This is a genomic window from Pseudoalteromonas sp. HF66, assembly GCF_011806445.1.
In the GTDB taxonomy this organism is placed as follows: domain Bacteria; phylum Pseudomonadota; class Gammaproteobacteria; order Enterobacterales; family Alteromonadaceae; genus Pseudoalteromonas; species Pseudoalteromonas apostichopi.
In genome coordinates, this window is sequence record NZ_JAATOU010000002.1 from 167,522 (window position 1) to 190,056 (window position 22,535).

Consider the following 22,535-nt stretch of genomic DNA (forward strand, 5'->3'; position numbering starts at 1 on the left):
ACAATAATACTTAATCATTTTGAGGGATAAAACCTGCCGCTACCTTCGTTAAAAATATCTCATTAAGAGCAACTTAATAACGAAATTTTTGCCTTGTTATCGACGATTTTTTATTGCCTCAAAATAGACCACTTAATTAAGAGAATTGGTATTAGGCATTTGATCACACGAGAAGGAATATAATGTAAGTGATAGTGAGCAACGCCTACTAACCCTGTTGGTCCAAAAAGATAAATTGAAATTGGATAACAGGTTTAGATGTTCATGTTGGCGGATACTCCTAAAAATGAGCTCTCATAATAACCATCCACTGCCTAAATGGCAACGAGTTATGTTACTCTTAAGCCACTGAACATTTAAAGGAATCTATTTTGAATTTAGTTGAAAGCCAGCATGCCTCACAAAACCCTATTCAAGTTAAGCTGCAAATTGCTGAACATAAGCGTGTTTTTGTCATTGGCGATTTAGATGCAGATTTAGCTAAATTTGAACAGGCGCTCTGCTCTGTCAATTTTAATCCAAGCACAGATATTCTTTTTTCACTCGGCGATGTAATAGACCGGGGTGATAACAGCATTGCTTTATTAAGACGTTTTAAAGAGTTGGGTGTAAACATGTGTTTAGGTAACCACGAGCACATGCTACTTGAATCATTATTAGCAAATAATGAAGATTATTATCGCTTATGGGTTGAAAATGGCGGCCATTGGCACACCCAAGCAACCGATGAAGAGCTTAAATTTGTCTTTCAGCAACTTCTAAAGTGCCCTCTTTCTTATTTTGTTGAATACGCTGGTATAAAAATCGGCCTCTCGCATACCACGTGCGCTGATTGGGATTGGAATAATCCAACAAAAGATAAAGAAAAGGCTATTAGTTTACTACTTTGGGATAGAGCTTTAACCAAAGCAAAGAAGCCAGTAATAAACCCAAGTATCGATTTTTCAGTGCACGGTCATAACACCACTAAAGAGCCTTATTGGCTAGGTAATAGCTATCATCTTGACACTAATTACCTCAGTGGTAAGCCTACTATAGTTGAGCTTAAAACACTGATAAACCAGTTTTCATCAATGTAAGCTGGCCAGTCGTTCGACAGTTTGATCATCAAGGTATTTTTTATAGGTGAGCCGTGCATGCCACAGCTGCTCATCGTTTTCTTGAATGTAAATAATTGGGCCAGCAACTTTATTCGCTAAGCTAGTTAATTTACTGTATTCACGGGTATCAATTATGCCATCGCTGAGGTAGCTTCGTGCCGTATTTAAAAATTGCTCTTCTTTATAGATATCGCTATGCCAAATTAACGAACGATACATACTTGCTGTTATTTCGGATGGCTTGTCATTCGAACGAAAGAGTTTCACTTCTGTATAAATTGAATTACCGGTGATTACAATCCCTATTAACGACAACGTCGTAAGAGTCATCATCCATTTCATGCTCTATTCCTCAAAATTAGGTACTAACCTAACTATAGGTGATGAAGATGAATGTATGCTGTTTATTTAATTAATTAGGATTGGTAAAACTATTTTCAAGATACTTAATTCTTGTTTTAAATGTTGTTTAATGTATTAGGCAAACTAGCCTAATACATTAACATCACTACTAGTGAAGTGCCGCTGTAAACGGTATATTTTTACAGATTTCAGCTTCTGCGATAAGGATTTCTTCAAGGCGAGCATCAACTTCTTGCTTATCGAAATACTCGTAGGCAAGTTCAACGAATAAGTTTTTATGTTTTTCTTCTGATTTAGCAATCGCGACATAAAACTCTTTTTCTTTACCTGCTGGTAAGGCTTCAGCGACAAGCGAAAAACGCTCATGTCCGCGAGCTTCTATTACACCAGCCACTAATAAGCGGTCCATTAAAAATTCATCACGACCATTTCTGAAAACCGCGCGAATTTGTTTGATGTAAGGATCTTTTTGATCATTACCAAGGGAAACATCACGTTCCATTAGTAATTTTAAAACTTGTTTAAAATGAATCATTTCTTCTAACGCTAAATCAGTCATAGCTTTAACGAGCTTACGACGATCTGGGTAGTGTGAAAGCATAGACATAGCCATACCAGAGGCTTTTTTTTCTGCTGCAGCATGATCTTGTAAAAAGGTATTGAAGTCAGCCAAGACTCCTTCTGTCCATTCAAATGGCGTGTGGTATTTTAATTCAAACATAATAAGGAACAACTTAACTTATAATGGCGGCGATTCTAGCGTATTTTACTTATGATTATAACCAAGAGATTTATCAATTTTACCACTTCGGGTTGATGACACTTTATCTGGGTGTTTTATGTCATTCCAAGCTGTGACCTTGCCCCGAATATTAAGCTGTTTAAAGCTGATTGGTTGTTCCGTGCTTAAAAACTGCTGCAATAGTTGCGGGCTATTAGGGTCAGCAACATTAAGTGTTAGTAATTGATGTTCACAGCCTTTAAAGTAATCTGCTATTTGCTGTTGATGGCGCTGATAACAGGCTGTTAAATACTCATCAGATTCTAAATCTGCCAAACTATAGTGGCCAAACACATCAAGATAACAGCGTTTTAAGTGAATATTAAAGCCACCGTCTGGGCGCATTAAATTAGTGTGCATACGTGTTAATAGCTGTCTGATTGATGGTAGCCATTTAGCTAAGTCGCGCTCAAGATTTATAAAGCGGCTGTTTGCAAAGTGTTTATCAAGTAAAACATATTCACTAAATACAGGGGTGTCGGCAATAACGTCTGCGTTGGTAATTGCTTGTTGGGTATAGGCTGTGTGCGAGGTTTTATAGCCGAGTTCTAAAAAGCTGTTACATATACTGGTTGTGCCGGTTCGTGGTAAACCGATTATAAAAATTTTTGAGCTCATGGCACCTTATCAATAGATAACCACAGCGACTTATCTTCTACTGGGGTTAACCTTGGTAATTCGTTATTGTTCAATTCTATAATAATCTTGTCATGAACGTGGGCATTTTTAATGAAATCACGATTATATTTAAAGAATAGCTCGTCAAATTCACCGTTTTTACGCATAACTTTTAAACCCTCATTCACCGCTTTTGCAATTTCAGGCTTATCTTTGTTAAAAAAGAAATAAATAGGACTTTTATATTTAAGCATTAGTTGCGGAAGAACAACCAAGTCGATTTTTTTCTCGAAATTAGCCTTTTCCTCCTCTATTTCGAGTATAGAGCGAGGAAATAACTGCCCTCTTCCTTTATCAAGCATAACGAATAATGACTCAAAATCTTGAGAAGTAGCCACAGTTAAATTGTTGCCTTTTAAAATATCTGTGTCAGGCCAGTGCTGGCCTTGTATAAATATAATATTTTTGAGATCGTCGTATGTCTTGATTTGGCTTAGATAAGGTAATTGCCTTTTAGTTGTAAACATTAAACGCCACCCGAACAGTCCTTTAAAAATAGGAATTCTCAATGGCAATAACATTTTTTCACGTTCAGTATTGGTCATACTCCAATACACATTAATACCAGTTCCAGTTGCTATTTCTCTAAGAACTCTGTTTTGTCCTAATAGTCTTGGTGACGGTGTTAAAGTAAAATTATAACCACTTCTCTCAAGTGCGGTACGAAGCAATATAAGAGGATAAAGTAATTTTTCATCAAGGTTTGGCAAAGTCTTAGGGTAAATTACCCTAAGACTTTCAGGTGGAATAGCAACCGCTTTTTTTGCATTGATTGTTTTTACATTTGCCGAACAAATATTTGTTAAAAACAGTAAGGTAAGAGTAAAAACAACTTTCTGCATATTAGAATACCTGTGTAACTAATAACATCACTGCACTGATCAAAATAGTTAAGAAGGTGAGTATCATTCCTAACGCTCGTAATTTCATTATATTATCAACGAGTGCATAACTATGACAAAAACGGCCTGCAACAAGCATTGAACCTAAAATATAGCAGAAATGGCTAGGAAGACCCTGATACTCTAATAAAAATAGCAGAATCAATGAAAATGGCACATATTCAATAAAATTAGCATGGGTACGTATAGCTGCTTGTAGGCTTGCATCACCACCATCGCCTAGTGAAATACGTTTTGCTTTACGAAGTTTAATTACACGAAAGCTAAGTTGGATGTATAAAATGGCCAAAATGGCAGCAAAAGTTGAAACAATCACAGTTTTTCCAATTTTTATTTAAAGTTAGACGCTTAGCACTGTTTATTGCTAGGCTGTTAAGTAAGTAGTTAGGTTAGCTCAGTATGATATTTAATGTCTAACAGTTCTTAAGGAAGTGCATGTTTACGCCAAGAAAAATTGCCGATAATTACCGTGAAATGGTAAGTAGTATCGGTTTTTACCCTTCAATGCTCTCTGTCATGTTTTTGATTTTCGGATTAATTAGCATTGCAGTAGAGTACTCTTCACTATCAATGGAGTTTAAAAAGCTGATTGGCGTGTTGTTGGTCGACAGCGAAGAAAACGCCCGAACTATCCTCAGTACGCTTGCAGGAAGCATTATCTCGTTAACGGTTTTTAGCTTTTCTATGGTTATGGTAGTGCTAAACAGCGCCAGTGCTAGCCTTTCTCCTCGAGTATTACCTGGACTAATTACCCGTAAATCGCACCAATTAGTGCTTGGCTTTTATCTTGGTAGTATTATCTACACTATATTAATGTTGATAAACATACGTACCATTGGCGATGGAGATATGGGAATTCCATCTTTGGGTATCTTCTTTTCTTTGGTTTTTGGTTTGATTTCGTTGGGATTTTTTGTGTTTTTTATTCACTCAATTTCTAAAGCGATTCAGGTCGATAATGTGTTAAACGATCTATTTAAAAATACCAAAGGCGAGCTTAAATGCATTATTAATATGCAACAAGAAAACCCAGTTGAGCATTTTCCTGACTTTGATGACTGGCATAGCATAAAAAGTAAAACAGAAGGCTACTTTAAAGGCGCACATAGCGATAAATTGTGCGCATTGTGCCAACAGCACGGTATAAAAATTTATATCTCGGTTAAGCAAGGCTTCTTTACGGTTAAAGGTTATCCGTTTTTAAAATGTGATACTGACTTATCTGACAACCCAGAGCTTGTAGAGCAACTACTAAACTGTTTTATCTTTTATATCGAAGAGTATATCAGCGACCATTACCGCTACGGTATGACACAAATTTCAGAAATTGCAGTAAAAGCCATGAGTCCGGGGATTAATGATCCTGGCACTGCGGTAAAAGCCATTGATATGCTGAGTATCTTATTGATTTTACGTTTAGATATTTATGATGTTAATTACTCGCTTAAACGATGCGAGAACAATCAACCACACCTTTATATACACGAAACATCATTCGATGAGCTACTGCACGATAACTTTACGCCTATTCGTAACTACGCAAAAAATGACGCCTATGTCATGGTTAACGTACTTGAAGCTTTTAAAAATATATTGTTTAGAGCATCTGATAACGAAAAAGCAACAGATAGTTTGTTTGTTTATTTAGGGGCGATTATTGAAGATATCGATACGCATATTAGTAATGAGTATGACCGAGAACAAATTACTAATATGCTTAAAGCCATAGCCCGTATTTCAGAGCAACAAGGTGAAAAATTGCTGGCAAGCTTCACCAGCAATCAATAGACTAATTTTCTATTAAGTAAACGGCATAGCTACTAGCTGTGATCGTAAGCTCGCCACCGTTGTATGCATCAGGTACATAGTTATCTGGTGCAGCTTCAGCCATAACCATTTTACTTGCACGCATATAAGGCTGGTTTCCTGTTTCTAGTGGGCTATTAGAAGCGGTATAAAGACCTTTAAGCTCTACCCCGTAATCATTGGCAAACTCTTTTGCGGCATCACGCGCATCTTTAATTGCCAGTTTTTGAGCTTGCTTTTGTAACTCTTCATAACGGCTAGATATAAACTGTGTTTGATTAATTTCATTTATGCCCGCGTTCACCAATTGCTGAAGCATAATCGGGTACTTTTTAATATCAGTTAAAGTCACAGATAGACTGCGCGTTACTCTATAGCCGACAAAGTTTTGCTTGCCTGTTTCACGGTTGTATTCTGTTTGGCGGTGTATAGAGATATTAGACGCATAAATGCCCTTTTCATTCACACCTTGGCTTTTAGCAAGCTTAATAGCTTTTGCCATGGTTGCATCGGCTTTGTTTTTAGCGGCAATTAAATCTTTATCTACTTCAACAATACCCACTGTTAGTTTAACGTTATCAGGGATAGCTTTGATAGTTGCGTTGCCTTGAATGTAAATATGCGGTGCATCAGGTGTAGCTTGTGCTAACGCATTAAAGCTTAGCGCGGTGGCCATCGCGGTGAAAATTAACTTACGCATAATACTGTTCCTTAATTATTAACTCCGTTCATTATCACCTTAAAGAGTTAATTGAATATGAACAAGGCCTTTTAAAACAATATAAAAAAACAGGCATTAAAGCCTGTTTTTTCAATAACTCAACGTGTTATAGCTTAGATACTACGACGCTTATAGTTACGGTACTCTGGAAGCCAATAGTTTTTCTCAATTGCAGCCCATAGCGCTTCATCGCTCAGCTCAAGTGCCACACCTTCTTCCATGGCTTTTTTAGCTACCGCAAACGCAATACGTTTACTTAATGATTGGATTTCAGTAAGTGCTGGTAATAAGCTACCTTTACCTGTGTTAGCACGTGGCGAAGACTCTGCCAGAGTTTCACTTGATACAATCAGCATCGCATCTGTAATTCGTGTTGCTTTAGCAGCAATAACACCTAAACCAATACCCGGGAAAATGTAGCTGTTGTTACATTGCGGGATTGGGAAAGTTTGGCCGTTATACTCAACCGGATCAAATGGGCTACCAGAGGCAACAATCGCTTGACCGTCTGTCCACTCAATTACGTCTGAAGGAAGTGCTTCAACTTGCTTAGACGGATTACTTAACGGGAAGATAATCGGTTGTGGGCAAGATGCGTGCATTGCACGAATAACTTGTTCTGTGAATAAACCAGGTTGGCCAGATACACCAATTAGGATGTCTGGTTGCGCACAGTGCATTACATCTAATAAAGATGCGTACTCACCACTGTATGTCCACTCGCTCAAACCGTCTTTAGATTGGCAAAGGGCTTGTTGGAAGTCACGTAAGCCTTCCATGCCTTCAGTAAGTAAACCAAAACGGTCAACCATGAAGATTTGAGAACGAGCTTGCTCATCACTGATACCTTCAGCAACCATAGTACTGATAATTTGCTCAGCAATACCACAGCCAGCAGAACCTGCTCCGACAAACACGACTTTTTGCTCTGAAAGTTTCGAGCCTTTAACACGACATGCAGCTAATAAAGAACCTACTGTTACTGCAGCAGTACCTTGAATGTCATCGTTAAAGCTACAGATTTCATCACGGTAGCGTTTTAATAATGGCATTGCATTTGGTTGTGCAAAGTCTTCGAACTGAAGTAACACACTTGGCCAACGACGTTTAACAGCTTTGATGAATAGATCTAAGAATTCGTCATACTCTTCTTGCGAAATACGTTTATGACGAGCACCCATGTACATAGGGTCGTTAAGCAGTTTTTCATTATTCGTACCAACATCAATCATTACTGGTAACGTGTAAGCTGGGCTAATACCACCACACGCTGTGTATAGTGATAATTTACCGATTGGAATACCCATACCACCTATACCTTGGTCACCTAGACCAAGAATACGCTCACCGTCAGTTACAACGATAACTTTTACTTTGCCTTTAGTGGCGTTACGTAAAATATCATCAATTTGGAAACGATCTTCGTAAGAGATAAATAGACCACGGGCACTGCGGTAAATGTCTGAGAACTTTTCACAGGCATCACCTACTGTTGGTGTATAGATAATTGGCATCATTTCTTCAAGATGATCACGCACTAAACGGTAGTAAAGTGTTTCGTTGTTATCTTGAATAGCACGAAGGTAAATGTGCTTGTTTAAATTATCGCTAAAGCTTGAATACTGCTGGTAACAACGCTCAACTTGTTCTTCGATCGTTTCATAACGCGGTGGCAGTAAACCGGCTAAGTTGAAATTTTCCCTTTCTTTTTGTGAAAAAGCACTGCCTTTATTTAATAGTGGCGTTTCGATCAGACCTGGGCCTGAATAAGGAATATAAAGATAATTTGGATCGGTATTTGTAGTCATATTTCCAAGCTTTGATGCGTCATAATTATGATCTGACATTATTACTCTTGAAGGCGAAATTGCAATGACAATTCACCTTGTCAGACCATTGAAGAAAATGAATTTTATGCTCTAAAGAGCTTACTAGATAGTATACATGAAAACTCAGCAGCTTTAAGGCTGCTGAGCTTGTTTTTAGTGGCTTTTATCACTTAAAGCGATGCCTTCACGGCGAGGATCGGCTGCGCCATAAAGCTTACCGTCTTTTACTTCAACAGCATGTAAACCAGAGTTTAAATCTAAGATACGAACTGTATGTCCACGATTAACAAATTCGGCTTCAGCGTTGGCAAGTTCAGTGCCCTTTTCTAGGCTTGTGTAATTATTACGATTAGTAATGCGCGGTAAGTTAATTGCAGTTTGCGCATCTAAGTTCCAATCAAGCACACCCACAACCACTTGAGCAACGTAATCAATAATGCGGCTACCACCCGGTGAACCGACTACCAAGCGTAAGCTGCCATCTTTGTTAAACACCATTACTGGCGACATTGAACTACGCGGACGTTTACCTGCTTCAACACGATTTGCTAACGGCTTACCATTTTTTGTTGGTGATAAAGCAAAGTCAGTTAGCTGATTGTTCAAAATATACCCGTTCACCATTACTGTTGAACCAAATGCCATTTCGATAGAACTTGTCATTGACACTGCATTACCTTGGCTATCCACAATCGATACATGGGTGGTTGATGGTAATTCGTAAGCATCATCCTGTGCATAAGCAAGTGAGTTTGGTGGTGTGCCTGCTTCAGCGTGGGCATCTTTTTCAGAGATAAGCTTTGCTCGACCTGTAAGGTAATCTTTATCAAGTAAACCTTGTGTAGGGATTGGCATAAAATCAGGGTCGCCCATATACACGTTACGATCTGCAAACGCTAAACGCGATGCTTGTGTAAAGTAATGCAGAGCTTGAACTGAATTTGGTTTAAGCTTAGACATATCTTTGTGTTCAAGTAAGGCCAGAATCTGTAATACAGCTACACCACCACTACTTGGTGGAGCCATTGAACAAACCTCATACTGGCGATAATCAACACATACAGGTGCTCGTTCTTTGCTTTTGTAATTAGCTAAGTCTTCAACACTCAAAGTACCCGGTGCTACCGTTGAGTTTTGCACTGCATTGACAAGTTCTTTTGCGTTTTCACCTTTATAAAAAGCATCAATACCTTGTTTAGCAATATCTTTATAAAGTGCGGCAAGTTCTGGGTTCTTCTTAACAGTGCCAACAGCAAGCGGTTTACCATCTGGGAAGAAATAATCACGAATAACAGGTAGCTTTGTAACCCCTGGGTTTAACTCTTTAGCGAGTAACTGATGTAAACGCGGTGATACAATAAAGCCTTTATCAGCCAATTCAATAGCAGGGCCAAACAAGGTTTGCCAGTCTAACTTTCCGTAACGCTTATGAGCAGTGGCAAAGGCATCTAAAATACCAGGTACACCTACAGAGCGACCGCCTACCACCGCTTCAATCCATTTCACAGCTTTACCGTGTTTATCTAAAAAGAGTGTTTCGTCAGCGTTACTTGGTGCAGTTTCTCGACCGTCAAAACTAGTAAGGCTTTTTGTTTTATTATCAAAGTACATCATAAATGTACCACCACCGATCCCCGACGATTGCGGTTCTACCAGTGTTAAAACAAGTTGAGTTGCAATTGCAGCATCAACTGCAGAGCCACCTAGTTCAAGCATTTTTTGGCCAGCTTTAACTGCATAAGGGTTTGCTGCAGCGACCATGTACTTATCGCCTTCAACAACCTGTTTATGAGCAAAGCCTGTTGCGGCTTCAGGTTCGCGAGTCTCAACTTTTGCAGGGGTAGCAAAAATAGCAGTTGAATAAATTAATGAAGTGGACAGAGCTAACAGCGCTTTGGTTTTGAATAACATAAATAAACTTAATCCCGTAGTGTATTTGGCATCTTAAAATTAAACGTGCACAATAGGCGACAATCTCAGATACAATAAAAATAACATGATAAACCTGCCCCTGAAACTAGAATATATTCTGCCTCCTTTGTGTTTAGTACTACTTAGTTCGTTGTTTGCAACTTTCAACTTAAATGAATATCTTGAATTTAACCGTGATTTAGTTGCAAATGGTGAATTTTGGCGCATTTTTACTAGTCAATTTGTACACGCAAATTGGCCCCATTTAGGCTTAAATTGTGCCGGAATTTTATTAATTTGGGCGCTACACGCTGAACATACAAGCCCTGCTCGCTATGCGTTTAATATTGCCATTCTTGCACTGTGGTGTGGGTTAGGTGTGTGGCTATTTTGCCCAGATATCCAAATTTACACCGGGTTAAGTGCCCTACTGCACGGTGTGATCATTTGGGGTGCAGTTAAAGATGTACAAGCAGGCATGTTTTCAGGCTGGTTATTGTTTGCTGGTACTTGGGCTAAAGTGATTTGGGAGCAAATAGCAGGCCCGAGTGAATCGGTGAGTCAGCTAATCGCCTCTAATGTTGCCATTGATGCCCACTTTATCGGCGCAATTGGCGGCACACTGTTGGCTTTACCTGTCTTTATAAAAATAATAAAAAATCGCGAGTAACCTTTCTCACTTTTTACAACTTCTCTTTTAACTCGAAAAAGGAACTTTAAATGAATGAAAATAAAGGACATATTTACCTTCGCATTATACTATTCTGTCTTTACGGGCCTCTATTGGCTGGGCTATTTGGCCAATTGGTAAACTTAAAATTTGTTTCACCAACGTTTATGGCAAGCCTTGATAATATTTATTACACCATAGTATTTTGCTCACTTTGTATTGGGTTTTGTCTGTTGTTAGCAAAATACAGTATCGTTATAGAATCGTTTAAGAATAAAATTATTGCTCATTTGACCCTTATTCTTAGTATTTTATATTCATGCTTAATGTTCTTTGGTATTGGCTTACTTATATTATTCAACAACATATTTAACTCAAATACTGATTACGTTCACCAAGAACAGGCATTTGAATATCGCACCTTTTATGTCTACACATCAGACCCTGGAGCTTTTGGAACTGCTCACCATTATGTGTATTTAAAGTGTCCTGTTTCGTTTAATCGCTATGAATTGGAGTTAATAGCCAATCTATCATGGATGAGAGACTATAAAATGAGTTTAGAGGGTGATAATTTAATTTTTGAAAACGACTTAGAGCAAAGCAAGACTGTACTCGATGTGAGTGAATTTTACTGCAAATAACCCATTTTAGATAAATTCTATTACAAACAAAAACAGCCACTTAAAGTGGCTGTTTTTCATTTACGCTTATTAATTAAAGCGTTTCTTTAAATAGCTTATGAATACGGCGGTATTCATCTAACCAGCTTGATGGTTGTACAAAACCATGTGGTTCAACTGGGAAGATCGCTGTTTCAAAGTTTTCTTTTTCTAGCTCAATTAAGCGCTGTACTAAGCGAACTGAGTCTTGGAAGAATACATTGTCATCAACCATAGGCGCGTTAATTAATAAATGGCTCTTAAGACCTTCAGCAAAGTAAATTGGTGAGCTCTTTTCATAGGCAATTGGGTCAACATCTGGGTGGTTTAAGATGTTAGACGTATACGGACCATTGTAGTGAGCCCAATCAGTTACCGGACGAAGTGCAGCACCTGCTTTGAATAAATCAGGCTGTGTGAATAGCGCCATAAACGTCATGAAACCACCGTAAGAACCACCATAAGTACCTACAGCTTGTGTATCTACATTTGCGTTGTCTGCCATCCAGCTTACGCCATCTGCTAAATCTTGGATCTCAGGCGTACCCATTTGACGGTAAATAGCTGTACGCCAATCACGGCCGTAACCTTTCGATGCACGATAGTCCATGTCCATTACTACGTAGCCTTCTGAAGCCAATAGTGAGTGGAACATAAACTCACGGAAGTAACCAGACCAACCCATGTGTGAGTTTTGTAGGTAACCAGCACCGTGGTTAAAGATAACCGCTTTACGGTTTTTACCCGTTTCGCCTTCTTTATAATCAGCTGGGTAATATACTTTTGCGTAAATTGGCTGATCAGTGTGGCTTGAAGGCACAGCAACAATCTTAGGTGCGATTAGTTTCTTCGCTAAGAACTCATCAGAGACCGTGTGCGTTAACTGAGTTGCTTGGGTATTTGCTTTTGCATCAGCAACATAAAGCTCAGGTGGCGACTTAATTTTTGAGTGAGTTAGCAATAGTTTGCTTTCATCTGGGCTTAACTGGTAGTCAGTCATACCATCGAGGTTGGTTACTTGCTCAGATTCACCGTTTGCAGGGTTTACACGATAGATTTCGTAAAGACCTGGGTGCTCAACGTTAGCTTTGTAGTAAATTGCTGAGTTATCATCCGTTAACGTTAAGTTAGAAACAACAAATTGGCCTTTAGTAAGCTGCGTTGCTTTACCGTTTAGTGGCTTTTTGTAAATGTGGCTGTAACCAGACTCTTCAGATAAATAGTAAAGGGTATCTGAGTTGTTCAACCAACCAAAATCATTGTATGCATAGTTTACCCACGCATCGTCATGTAGACGGTGTTGTGAAACAAGCTTGTTGTTTTGTGTATCAACAGTGGCTAACCAACGGTCTTTGTTGTCCCATGCTTCAAGCATAAGAGCCACTTGTGAACCGTCTGTGTTCCATTGGATAGCACTCTGGTCCCAACCCCAATCCATCATTAGGTTGATGGCACGTGGTGCTTTTTCAGACTTATAAGTTTTGCCATCACGAGCGTAGTTTTCTTTCTTAACAGCTGCAAGAACGTCTTCATCAAAACCAGGTAAAGTATCGAATGCTAGGGTTGTTTGCTCGCCTGATTTAAGGTCAATGTAAACAACGTCTGAGCTGATTGGTTTTTCATCAGCAACACGACGGCGTACTTTTTCTGCTTTTACGCGCGCATCATCGGCAATGTAATTAGGCATGATATCGCCTTCATCGCGCCATGAGCGGTTTTCTGTGGTTACTGCAACAAGTGCTTGGCCATTTGGTGAAAGCTGTACATCTGCTAAACGTTTACCTTTACCTAAGTAAAACTGTGCGTTAGCAATGCTGTCGTTTTGTTCGTTGATTTGTGCTTTACGCTCTTCACGATCTTTTTTGTTTTTATGAGTAAGCGCAATATAATCAATTAGTTTGTGTTGCTCTTTTGCAATATAAGTGTCTGGCTCTTGTACACCTTTAGGTGCATCATCTAGGTGTAAGTTAACTAATTCAACTTGGCGACCGGTTGCTAAATCAACTTTATAAAATGCATTACCTTGGCGATAAGCAAGGCTACCATCAGTTAAAAACTGTGGTTTTGATTGCTTTGCGCTGTCGTGTGTAATTTGCGTAATTTGTCCAGTGCTTAAGTTTTTAATGAAGATATTACCTTCAAATGCATAAGCCTGTTGCTTTTTATCTGCTGAGTAAACTGCGTTTTTAGCGCCTACAGTGTGTAGTTTATTTAACGCTAATTGTGATGCAGATTGGCTATTTACCGCTTGAACGTATAAATCGCGTAACTCATTGCCTTGTTGCTTTTGTGCATAAACGATACTGTTAGAATCACCGTTCCAGAAAGCACGCTCAGGCTGACGACCTAACCAATCAGGATGAGCCATTGCTTGCTCTAACGTGATTTCAGCTGAACCTGTATCAGCAGGAGTAGCAACAACTGGGGCTACATTGGTAACTTGTTCTTCAGAAGGCGTTGAGGCGGTTGATTGACAACCTGCTAGCATGAAGCTAGATGCGACTGCGAGAGCCACTAACGTTTTATTAGCAGTGGTTTTGAATTTCATAGTGCTTCTTACGGGTTATTATAATTCGCCCTATTTAAGCAGAAGCACTGATGAAATAGCAATTTTTATAGGATAAACAGCCAAACTTTTCCGTTTAATAACAGCTTATTTTAAACTGATATCAAGCCATACCATACGGTGATCAGACGATGCGTTACGATCTTTAATTAAACGGAACAGTTCAGAGCTTTTCTGTGGCCAAAAAACCCCACCATCGTTAATCTCAATACCATAATTTGATGGTAATACGTAATCAGCACGAGCTTGCCAATAAGCGGTATAGTTTTTAGCGAAATCTTCTTTATACGACTCTTTAGCACCTTTGCTTGTTGGCGTAAAAGAGGTATTCACTAATGGGTTTTTTAAAATTTGGTCTGTGGTATTCGGGCGAGCCTTACCCCCTTCTGGCGCAGCATTTAAATCACCCACAATCACAAAGCGGCTTTTCGCTTTTAAGCCCCCTTTTTGGCCTTTATCATCATAAATATAGTTAGCATTATTGATGTAGTCTGCAATCAGGCGTACTTCATCATGATTACGCTTACCGTTACGGTCTTCATCACCATCAAAAACCGGTGGGGTTGGATGCGAAGCAAGCAAATGAAGCGTTTTTCCTTTTACATCAATTGGTAAATCCCAAAATGATTTAGAGCTTAGGTGAATTGCTTGCCATTCCTCCGCAGAATACCAGTCTTTACCTGTTTTAGGGTCTATAGGCATTTGTGCATTTGGCATGTCTTTGTATTTGAATGTTTGTAGTGTGCGCGCTTTATCTAAATCGATTGGATAGCGCGACAATACAGCCATTGCATAATGCCCCTCAAAGAAGCCAAAACCCTGAGCATCACCTTTGTAATGCCCCTTTACACCATCGTTATCTAGGTCAAACTCGGTAGCTAAACCGGTGTTAACGGGTGCAATAAAGTAATACGGGTAATCGATAGCAACCTGCTTATTTTGCGATACTTGCAGGTAGTTTTTACGAAATACGTTGATGCCTTTGTCTGCATCAATATAATCAAACTCATTAAGTAAAATAACATCCGGTCTTACACGCTGAATTATTTCGGCAATGTTGCGTATTTGCTGGTGGTTGCTCGCTAAAGCTTTGCTTAAAGCATCTTTATCAATCGCTTCACCTTTTTTTGCATAGTTGGTTGCGTCCATACTTACGTTAAAGGTGGCAACTCGTAAATCAGCAGCCGATACATTGTTGGCAAATAAGCCTAAAGTCAGTGCTATTGAAGAAGTTAATAAAGCGTTTTTCATGAAATAAATCCGTCTACAATAAGTAGTAAAATAATACTGCTGACAATGATCCATAAGATCATCGCCATGATAAAAGGTTTAATGCCCGCTTGTTTTAAGACCGAAATTGATAAACCACTCCCAATCAAAAATAAGGTCATTATCAAAACTTGTTTAGCGCCAACATTAAGTGCATGCCAGAGTGTTTGGTACTCAGGGAAGCTTGAGTTGATCAATGCAGCTGCTAAAAACCCAAATATAAACAATGGGATACTGGCTTTTTCATCTGATTTCCAAAAAACACCTGCGATACTAGTATACGGTATGATCCACATCGCTCTAGTGAGCTTGATAGTGGTGGCAATTGCAAGAGCTGATGCGCCATAAGCAGCTGAGGCCCCAACTACACTACTAGTATCGTGAATAGCCAGTGCCGCCCATACCCCAAATTGATGCTCAGTCAGGCCAAAATAATGACCAATCATTGGAAATAACACCAAGCCAAGTGCGTTAAGTAAAAAAACTACAGCTAAAGATATCGCGACTTCGTGATCTTTTGCCTTGATAACTGGCGCCATTGCTGCAATTGCGCTACCACCACAAATTGCGGTACCAAATGATATGAGTACACCGGTATTTTTATTTAACTTAAACAACTGAGATAAAATTTCGCCAAGACCAATAATCGCGGTAATACTGACAATAGTAAGTACAATTGAGCTGCGCCCTACTTCTATTACTTGACTAAAATCAACAGCAAAGCCTAAGCCAATAACAGCTAACTTTAGCATCCATTTACTAATTTTTTGTGACTGAATTGCAAATGGATTACCTAAAACCATAGCAAACAAAGCACCAACAACAAGTGCCGTAGCAGAGCCAACAAAAGGTAAAGCCGATGCTAAAAATAGTGCAATAAAAAGAAATTGTTTTGGGCGTTCGGCTATCACAACGGTGCTCTGATAAATTTATTGGTTAACTTATGAACCACAGGTGCGACTAAAATAACGGTAGGAAATGCGACACAAAAAGCAAAAGCCCATGCTTTAAGCCAATTGGCTGCAATGTTATCGATTAAACCAAGGTTAAAAATACTGATCACTAAAGACATAAATCCAGACATAAACAGCGCCATAAAAAACGCAAATACGACTGTTCTAAATCGAGGATGTAACATAACGAACTAATATTAATATAAAAATATTAGTCTATAGCAAGATGTTCCTGACGCAAGTGCTTTGAGACAAGAGGTACAAAATTAGCGAAGTTTGCGGGTAATACCAATTGTTCTAAATGAGAAATTTTTAACGCAGGTAGCGACAGGTTTAATCCCTCAAAATGATTATGTATTATTGCGGATTGGTATAAGTTATAGCGATTAAAAAGCCGAGACAAACTCGGCTTTTAAGAATTTAAACTGATTAGTTTAAAATAAGTTGGGTGCTGGTAGCAGCTACACCTGGGTAGTCTTGCTCTGGCAAGATTTCAGCAAGTGCTGCTAAACGCTCACCTAATTGGTGAAGGTTATCAGCCGATACATTGATATGACCCATCTTACGACCCGGTTTAGCCGTTTTACCATACCAGTGACTAGTAACGTCTTGCGTTGCTAGTACTGAGTGTGGGATTGAAGGCTGACCTAATACGTTGATCATAGCAGTAGGACGAAGACACTCTGTACTACCTAGTGGTAAACCTGCAACAGCACGCATGTGGTTTTCGAACTGTGAGCAATGTGTACCCTGCTGTGTCCAGTGACCAGAGTTATGAACGCGTGGCGCAATTTCGTTAACTAATAACGTACCTTGTACATCAAAAAACTCGATTGCTAATACACCTACATAGTCAAGCTCTTGCGCTAACTTGTTAAATGCCAGCTCAGCTTGTTCTTGAATCGCTGCTTTTTCTTTACCAGCAACTGAAAGCGTAAGCACACCATTGGTGTGTTGATTTTCAGTTAATGGGTAAATAACTGTGTTACCTGCTTTGTCGCGTGCACCAATGATAGATACTTCACGGTCAAATGGGATCATCTTCTCTGCGATAATAGAGTGCGGAGCACTCTCGGTGCCAGATGCAATGAAATCTGCCATTTCTGACCAGATTTGGTCAATTTGGTCATCTGACTTTAAGCGCCATTGGCCTTTACCATCGTAACCCGCTTGGCAGGTTTTGATCACAAGCGGCTTGCCTAAGCGCTCTACAGCAGCGATAAGGTGAGCTTTTTCTGTAATTAATTGGTAAGGCGCACACTCAACATTTGTTTTATCAAGTAATGCTTTTTCAAGTGCGCGGTCGCCACCTGTTTTAATTGCCGCTTTACCCGGATAAAACTTATTGCTTTGACAGCAAAGTGTTAGTACATCATCAGGAATGTGTTCAAACTCTGCGGTGATAGCGTCTGCGTTATCAATAGCTTGTTGTAATGTGCTGTTACGAACTTCACCAGTTAATGGGTGAATGATTTTTTCACTTCCCACATCGTAGGCAACAACATTTAAATCAAGCGGTGCACCCGCTAAGCTCATCATACGAGCTAACTGGCCTGCACCTAAAATTAGAATATTCATATTACTCTGCAGGATTAGGATTAGCTAAGATTGTGTCTGTTTGTTCTTTACGGAATGCTTCAACTTTTGCGAAAATTTCAGGCTGTTGGCAACCTAAAATTTGTGCCGCTAAAAGGCCAGCATTAGCAGCGCCAGCTTCACCAATAGCAAGAGTACCTACCGCAACACCTTTAGGCATTTGGCAAATAGATAATAAAGAATCTACACCATTAAGTGTTTTAGATTTAACTGGTACACCTAAAACTGGCAGTGATGTAAACGCCGCAGCCATACCAGGTAAGTGCGCTGCACCACCTGCACCAGCAATAATAATTTTAATACCGCGATCTGCAGCTGAGCTTGCATAGTCAGCAAGTAATTGAGGGGTACGGTGAGCAGAAACAACTTTAGTTTCGTATTCAATGCCGAATTTTTCTAGCATTAACGCCGCATGTTCCATCGTTGGCCAGTCTGATTTGGAACCCATAATAATGCCAACAGTCATAAATACACCTCAGTTAAATTGTTTTCTAAAAAGCGGACTTTTGTCCTTATTTTGTGGCGGGTATTATATACCTAACTCACATCAAGATGCGACTCTAGAAGCACAAAAAAGCCATGACATGCATGGCTTTTAATCACTCATCAGCTAATTAAGCTTCTTTGCTTGCTAGGTACTCAGTGTATGTACCTTTAAAGTCTATAACTTTGCCGTCTTTGATTTCCCAAATACGGTTTGCAAGCGATGATACAAATTGTCTATCGTGAGATACGAACAATAATGTCCCTTCGTATGCTTCAAGTGCTAAGTTAAGCGCTTCGATAGATTCCATGTCCATGTGGTTGGTTGGCTCATCCATTAATAAGATGTTTGGTTTATGCATCATAATTTTGCCAAACAGCATACGGCCTTGCTCACCACCTGAAATCACTTTAACTGACTTTTTGATGTCGTTTTGTGAAAACAGCATACGACCTAAGAAACTACGAACAACTTGTTCGTCGTCACCTTCTTGTTGCCATTGTTCCATCCACTCAAATAAGTTCATGTCTTGTTCGAACTCGTCAGCATGGTCTTGTGCGTAATACCCAATATTAGCGTTATCTGACCATTTAAATTCACCTTGTTTTGGTGCTAAACGACCAGCTAAAGTATTTAATAATGTTGTTTTACCAACACCGTTCTCACCGATAATCGCAATACGCTCACCTACTTCAACTAAGCCTTCAAGGCCGCTGAATAAGGTCTCTTCGAAACCTTGCGCTAAGTTTGTTAGCTCTAACGCATTACGGAATAACTGCTTCTCTTGCTCAAAGCGAATAAACGGACTTTGACGAGAAGATGCTTTAACTTCTTCAAGCTGAATTTTATCGATTTGTTTCGCACGTGATGTTGCTTGCTTTGCTTTTGAAGCGTTCGCAGAGAAGCGCGATACGAATTGTTGAAGCTCAGCAATTTGGCTTTTCTTCTTCGCGTTTTCGCTTAGTAGACGCTCACGAGCTTGCGTTGCTGCAAACATGTACTCATCGTAGTTACCAGGGTAAATACGAAGCTCGCCATAATCGATGTCAGCCATGTGTGTACATACAGAGTTTAAGAAGTGACGGTCGTGCGAAATGATGATCATGGTACAGTCGCGCTGGTTTAACACGTCTTCTAACCACTTGATGGTGTATATGTCCAAGTTATTGGTAGGCTCATCGAGTAGCATGATATCTGGATCAGAAAACAGCACTTGTGCAAGTAACACACGCAGTTTAAAACCCGGTGCGATTTCAGACATAGGGCCGTAATGTTGCTCTGTACCAATACCTACACCAATTAGTAACTCACCTGCTTTAGCTTCTGCTGAGTAGCCATCCATTTCGGCAAACTCAGTTTCAAGATCAGCCACTTTCATGCCGTCTTCTTCGCTCATCTCAGGTAGGCTGTAAATACGGTCACGCTCTTTTTTTACTTCCCACAGCTCTTTATGACCCATGATTACTGTGTCGATTACAGAAAACTCTTCGTAAGCAAACTGGTCTTGATTTAGTTTTGCAATACGTTCGTTTGGATCTGTGCTGACATTACCTGAAGATGGCTCAAGTTCACCACTTAGGATTTTCATGAAGGTTGATTTACCACAGCCATTCGCACCGATTAAACCGTAACGGTTACCATCGCCAAATTTTGCTGAAATATTTTCGAATAAAGGTTTAGCACCAAATTGCATGGTGATATTAGCTGTACTAATGATAGCGGTACCCTCCAGCGGGTAAAAAAGTAAAAACGAAACTGTGGGCAATTTTAAACTAAAGCCGCTTAGCACGCCATGAAAGTTTAATTAAATACCCCCGCTAATTTTACAAGCTCAACTCTTACGACTACCTTTAATGAGCGCGCTCACTTAATCACATGAGCACGCTCACTTTTAATATAACTATTTATAAACAGTAGGTTAAGAATGAGCAAACATGCAGATACTCACCAACGTATTTTAGAGGCGGCTTGGAATCTTTTTACTGAGCAAGGGTTTAATGATACTTCAACGAGGCAAATTTCTGCAGCAAGCAACATAGCAGTGGGCACCTTGTTTAATCATTTCTCTGATAAAGTGGCTATTTTAGAAGCATGCCTTGATGATAAATTTAATGATGTGCTAGAACGCGCCAAAGAAACGGATATACACCGCCCTGCTCGCTTAAAGATTAATCATTACGCGCAATATTTTTATCAGTTTTATTGTTTACATCATCGCTTTTATAAAGTGCTTTTTAGCCAGCGATTGTTTTCGCAGCCATTCCAGCAACAGCACATGGAGCTAATACAATCATTAGTTTTTGCCGACCAGCCGCAATTTAATAAAGTAAAAGCAGCTATATTACTCGACTGCTATTTTATGACCTTGTTATATGGTCTAGGTGCCGAAACACCAAATACTAAATTAATGCTTAGAACGCTAAGCCAGAAAGTGTCTATTTTTTAGCCTTGGTAACTCATTGATAATTCAATATAGTGAACCTAAAATGAATAATTTTTCCTCAAAGACGCTTTGTAGCATGATAATTTTTCACTTTTTACCCTATTTTAGCTTTGATAATCTCCTACCTTTAACTAAATTATACCTATTAGGGACAATAATTAATCAAGGTACTTTATGAAAAGAACACACACTGCCTTATTTGTTGCAGGCATGATTGCCATACCGACAGCCAATGCCATCGAAATCTATAACGACCAAACCAATAGCGTTACTGTTGGTGGCTTTATCGATGCAAGAATTATTAATACGCAAGGCGAAACTGAGGTAGTAAACGGTGCATCACGCATTAATTTTGATTTTAAGCGCCAATTAAAAAACGGCTGGCAAGCTTTTGCTTTACTTGAATGGGGTGTTAACCCTGTTGGTAGCAGCGATATCGTATACAGCAATCGCTTTGAATCAATTCAAGATGAGTTTTTATATAACCGTTTAGGCTATGTTGGTCTTAAACATGACGATTACGGCCAAGTCACTTTAGGTAAACAATGGGGTGTATGGTACGACGTTGTTTACAACACCAACTACAGCTTAGTATGGGATGGTAATGCTGCGGGTGTTTATACCTACAATAAAGATGACGGTGCTGTAAATGGCACAGGTCGCGGCGATAAAGTACTGCAGTATCGCAATACCTGGGGTAATTTTCATTTAGCGCTTCAAGCACAACTGAAATCTGATGACTTTTATACCTGTGATATCGTTGATATATCAATGAGATCATGTGAGGTCCTTTGGAACCAAGGAAATAACGCCGCACAAAAAGTAGAATTTAATTCTACTTATGGCGCCGCACTCACCTACTCGGTTAGCCCTAATTTAAAAGTAACTGCGGGTGTTAACCGCGGTCAGTTTGATATCGTGTATGCAGGTGGGAGAAACCAATCTGTAAATGATTTAATTTATGGTATGGGCATTACCTATGGTGATTTTTATAAACCTGGTTGGTATGCATCAGCGAATATAAATAAAAACGAAAACCACGATACTGACAACTTAGGTCGCTTAATTAAAGATGCCGTTGGTTTGGAGTCTATCTTCAGCTATCGCTTTGATAATGACATTCGTACCTTTGTAGCTTATAACGTATTTGATGCCGGCGATGACTATGTTATTCAGCCAAACTTTAATGCCGATCCTGAAGATGTATTTAAGCGTCAATTTGCAGTAATTGGTACGCACTACTTCATGGCAGAAGATACCATTTTATATATTGAAGCCCGTAAAGACTTTAGCGACTTTTCGAGTAATGACGCTGAGCAAGAAGCACAGATGTCACAAACCGAAGATGACGGTATTGCCATTGGTTTTAATTACACTTTGTAATCACGATTAACACTAAAGCCCACTTTTGTGGGCTTTAACTCACGATAAAAATACTGCAATACATTTTTCTTTTTTGTCGCAATATCAACCAACAAATGCTATTACTTAACAGTCATAAAACTAAAAAATGAAAATAATTGAGGTTAATATGTCTAACAGGACCAAACTTATTCTTCTCTGTGCAATCTCTAGCGTTTCATTTCTGCTCTTTTACTGGCTAACACATGTCAGAGAATCGGATACTGTTTTAGGTGTTAGCTCCGATTTATCTGGTGGTTTAGTTATGGGCTTTGCTATTGGTGTGATGCTAGTTACATTAAGTACATTTAAGTTAAACAAGTATTGAGTGTTTTTTGGAACTGTATGATGCCAAGTCATAAAACGTTTGGCTTAAACTTGTTATAAAGATTATAACTAC

Annotated in this window: 21 protein-coding genes; 6 read left to right on the top strand and 15 right to left on the bottom strand. The window is 39.3% G+C overall.

Going from position 1 to position 22,535, the window contains the following annotated elements:
- The first annotated feature begins 371 nt into the window (after nt 1-371).
- Nucleotides 372-1,079 (top strand): metallophosphoesterase, encoded by a 708-nt coding sequence (locus HCZ11_RS03575; RefSeq protein WP_167657673.1) that lies wholly within the window; start codon nt 372-374, stop codon nt 1,077-1,079.
- Here HCZ11_RS03575 and HCZ11_RS03580 read toward each other — a convergent pair.
- The 5 genes from HCZ11_RS03580 to HCZ11_RS03600 form a co-directional block, all read right to left on the bottom strand.
- Nucleotides 1,071-1,442, bottom strand: a complete 372-nt coding sequence (locus HCZ11_RS03580; RefSeq protein WP_167657674.1) for a hypothetical protein — start codon at nt 1,440-1,442, stop codon at nt 1,071-1,073. The genes HCZ11_RS03575 and HCZ11_RS03580 overlap by 9 nt on opposite strands.
- 169 nt (nt 1,443-1,611) lie before the next feature.
- A complete protein-coding gene (locus HCZ11_RS03585) occupies nt 1,612-2,184 on the bottom strand; it encodes a tRNA-(ms[2]io[6]A)-hydroxylase (RefSeq protein WP_130051507.1) in 573 nt (190 codons plus the stop codon).
- A 45-nt stretch (nt 2,185-2,229) separates the two neighbouring features.
- Nucleotides 2,230-2,862: a sulfotransferase gene (locus HCZ11_RS03590; protein WP_167657675.1), complete on the bottom strand. Its 633-nt coding sequence runs from the start codon at nt 2,860-2,862 to the stop codon at nt 2,230-2,232.
- Nucleotides 2,859-3,764, bottom strand: a complete 906-nt coding sequence (locus tag HCZ11_RS03595) for an ABC transporter substrate-binding protein (RefSeq protein ID WP_167657676.1) — start codon at nt 3,762-3,764, stop codon at nt 2,859-2,861. The genes HCZ11_RS03590 and HCZ11_RS03595 overlap by 4 nt, the downstream gene beginning before the upstream one ends.
- Before the next feature lies 1 nt (nt 3,765).
- Complete coding sequence (locus HCZ11_RS03600) at nt 3,766-4,140, bottom strand: MAPEG family protein (RefSeq protein ID WP_130051510.1); 375 nt, start codon at nt 4,138-4,140, stop codon at nt 3,766-3,768.
- 119 nt (nt 4,141-4,259) lie between these two features.
- Here HCZ11_RS03600 and HCZ11_RS03605 point away from each other — a divergent pair, with 119 nt between their 5' ends.
- Entirely contained in the window at nt 4,260-5,612 is a 1,353-nt protein-coding gene (locus HCZ11_RS03605; RefSeq protein WP_130051511.1) for a DUF2254 domain-containing protein, read from the top strand.
- Between the two features lies 1 nt (nt 5,613).
- Here HCZ11_RS03605 and HCZ11_RS03610 read toward each other — a convergent pair whose 3' ends face one another.
- The 3 genes from HCZ11_RS03610 to ggt all read right to left on the bottom strand — a co-directional run bounded on the left by HCZ11_RS03610 (nt 5,614) and on the right by ggt (nt 10,091).
- Entirely contained in the window at nt 5,614-6,330 is a 717-nt protein-coding gene (locus HCZ11_RS03610; RefSeq protein WP_167657677.1) for an SIMPL domain-containing protein, read from the bottom strand.
- A gap of 134 nt (nt 6,331-6,464) precedes the next feature.
- A complete protein-coding gene (locus HCZ11_RS03615) occupies nt 6,465-8,159 on the bottom strand; it encodes an NAD-dependent malic enzyme (RefSeq protein WP_130052291.1) in 1,695 nt (564 codons plus the stop codon).
- A gap of 174 nt (nt 8,160-8,333) precedes the next feature.
- Nucleotides 8,334-10,091, bottom strand: a complete 1,758-nt coding sequence (gene ggt / locus HCZ11_RS03620) for a gamma-glutamyltransferase (RefSeq protein ID WP_167657678.1) — start codon at nt 10,089-10,091, stop codon at nt 8,334-8,336.
- 85 nt (nt 10,092-10,176) lie between these two features.
- Here ggt and rrtA point away from each other — a divergent pair, with 85 nt between their 5' ends.
- Both rrtA and HCZ11_RS03630 read left to right on the top strand, forming a co-directional pair.
- Nucleotides 10,177-10,761 carry a rhombosortase gene (gene rrtA, locus HCZ11_RS03625; RefSeq protein WP_167657679.1) on the top strand — a complete coding sequence of 195 codons (585 nt, stop codon included), beginning with the start codon at nt 10,177-10,179 and terminating at the stop codon, nt 10,759-10,761.
- 50 nt (nt 10,762-10,811) lie between these two features.
- Complete coding sequence (locus HCZ11_RS03630) at nt 10,812-11,405, top strand: hypothetical protein (protein WP_055021798.1); 594 nt, start codon at nt 10,812-10,814, stop codon at nt 11,403-11,405.
- A gap of 73 nt (nt 11,406-11,478) precedes the next feature.
- On the opposite strand, the gene HCZ11_RS03635 is transcribed toward HCZ11_RS03630, so the two are convergent.
- From HCZ11_RS03635 to HCZ11_RS03665, 7 genes are all read right to left on the bottom strand, one after another.
- Nucleotides 11,479-13,971 carry a prolyl oligopeptidase family serine peptidase gene (locus HCZ11_RS03635; RefSeq protein ID WP_167657680.1) on the bottom strand — a complete coding sequence of 831 codons (2,493 nt, stop codon included), beginning with the start codon at nt 13,969-13,971 and terminating at the stop codon, nt 11,479-11,481.
- A 105-nt stretch (nt 13,972-14,076) separates the two neighbouring features.
- Nucleotides 14,077-15,240 carry an endonuclease/exonuclease/phosphatase family protein gene (locus tag HCZ11_RS03640; RefSeq protein WP_167657681.1) on the bottom strand — a complete coding sequence of 388 codons (1,164 nt, stop codon included), beginning with the start codon at nt 15,238-15,240 and terminating at the stop codon, nt 14,077-14,079.
- Nucleotides 15,237-16,169, bottom strand: coding sequence for a putative sulfate exporter family transporter (locus tag HCZ11_RS03645; protein WP_167657682.1), 933 nt, complete (start codon nt 16,167-16,169; stop codon nt 15,237-15,239). Before HCZ11_RS03645 ends, HCZ11_RS03640 begins: the two co-directional genes overlap by 4 nt.
- Nucleotides 16,166-16,396 carry a DUF2798 domain-containing protein gene (locus HCZ11_RS03650; protein WP_167657683.1) on the bottom strand — a complete coding sequence of 77 codons (231 nt, stop codon included), beginning with the start codon at nt 16,394-16,396 and terminating at the stop codon, nt 16,166-16,168. Before HCZ11_RS03650 ends, HCZ11_RS03645 begins: the two co-directional genes overlap by 4 nt.
- Before the next feature lie 244 nt (nt 16,397-16,640).
- On the bottom strand, nt 16,641-17,789 hold the full coding sequence (locus HCZ11_RS03655) for a 5-(carboxyamino)imidazole ribonucleotide synthase (protein WP_167657684.1): 1,149 nt from the start codon (nt 17,787-17,789) through the stop codon (nt 16,641-16,643).
- A 1-nt stretch (nt 17,790) separates the two neighbouring features.
- Nucleotides 17,791-18,273 (bottom strand): 5-(carboxyamino)imidazole ribonucleotide mutase, encoded by a 483-nt coding sequence (gene purE / locus HCZ11_RS03660; RefSeq protein WP_054553887.1) that lies wholly within the window; start codon nt 18,271-18,273, stop codon nt 17,791-17,793.
- 148 nt (nt 18,274-18,421) lie between these two features.
- Complete coding sequence (locus tag HCZ11_RS03665; RefSeq protein ID WP_130052292.1) at nt 18,422-20,008, bottom strand: ABC-F family ATPase; 1,587 nt, start codon at nt 20,006-20,008, stop codon at nt 18,422-18,424.
- A gap of 207 nt (nt 20,009-20,215) precedes the next feature.
- Here HCZ11_RS03665 and HCZ11_RS03670 point away from each other — a divergent pair, with 207 nt between their 5' ends.
- Nucleotides 20,216-20,737 carry a TetR/AcrR family transcriptional regulator gene (locus tag HCZ11_RS03670; RefSeq protein ID WP_167657685.1) on the top strand — a complete coding sequence of 174 codons (522 nt, stop codon included), beginning with the start codon at nt 20,216-20,218 and terminating at the stop codon, nt 20,735-20,737.
- A 171-nt stretch (nt 20,738-20,908) separates the two neighbouring features.
- Nucleotides 20,909-22,117: a porin gene (locus HCZ11_RS03675; protein ID WP_167657686.1), complete on the top strand. Its 1,209-nt coding sequence runs from the start codon at nt 20,909-20,911 to the stop codon at nt 22,115-22,117.
- The last annotated feature ends 418 nt before the right edge of the window (nt 22,118-22,535 follow it).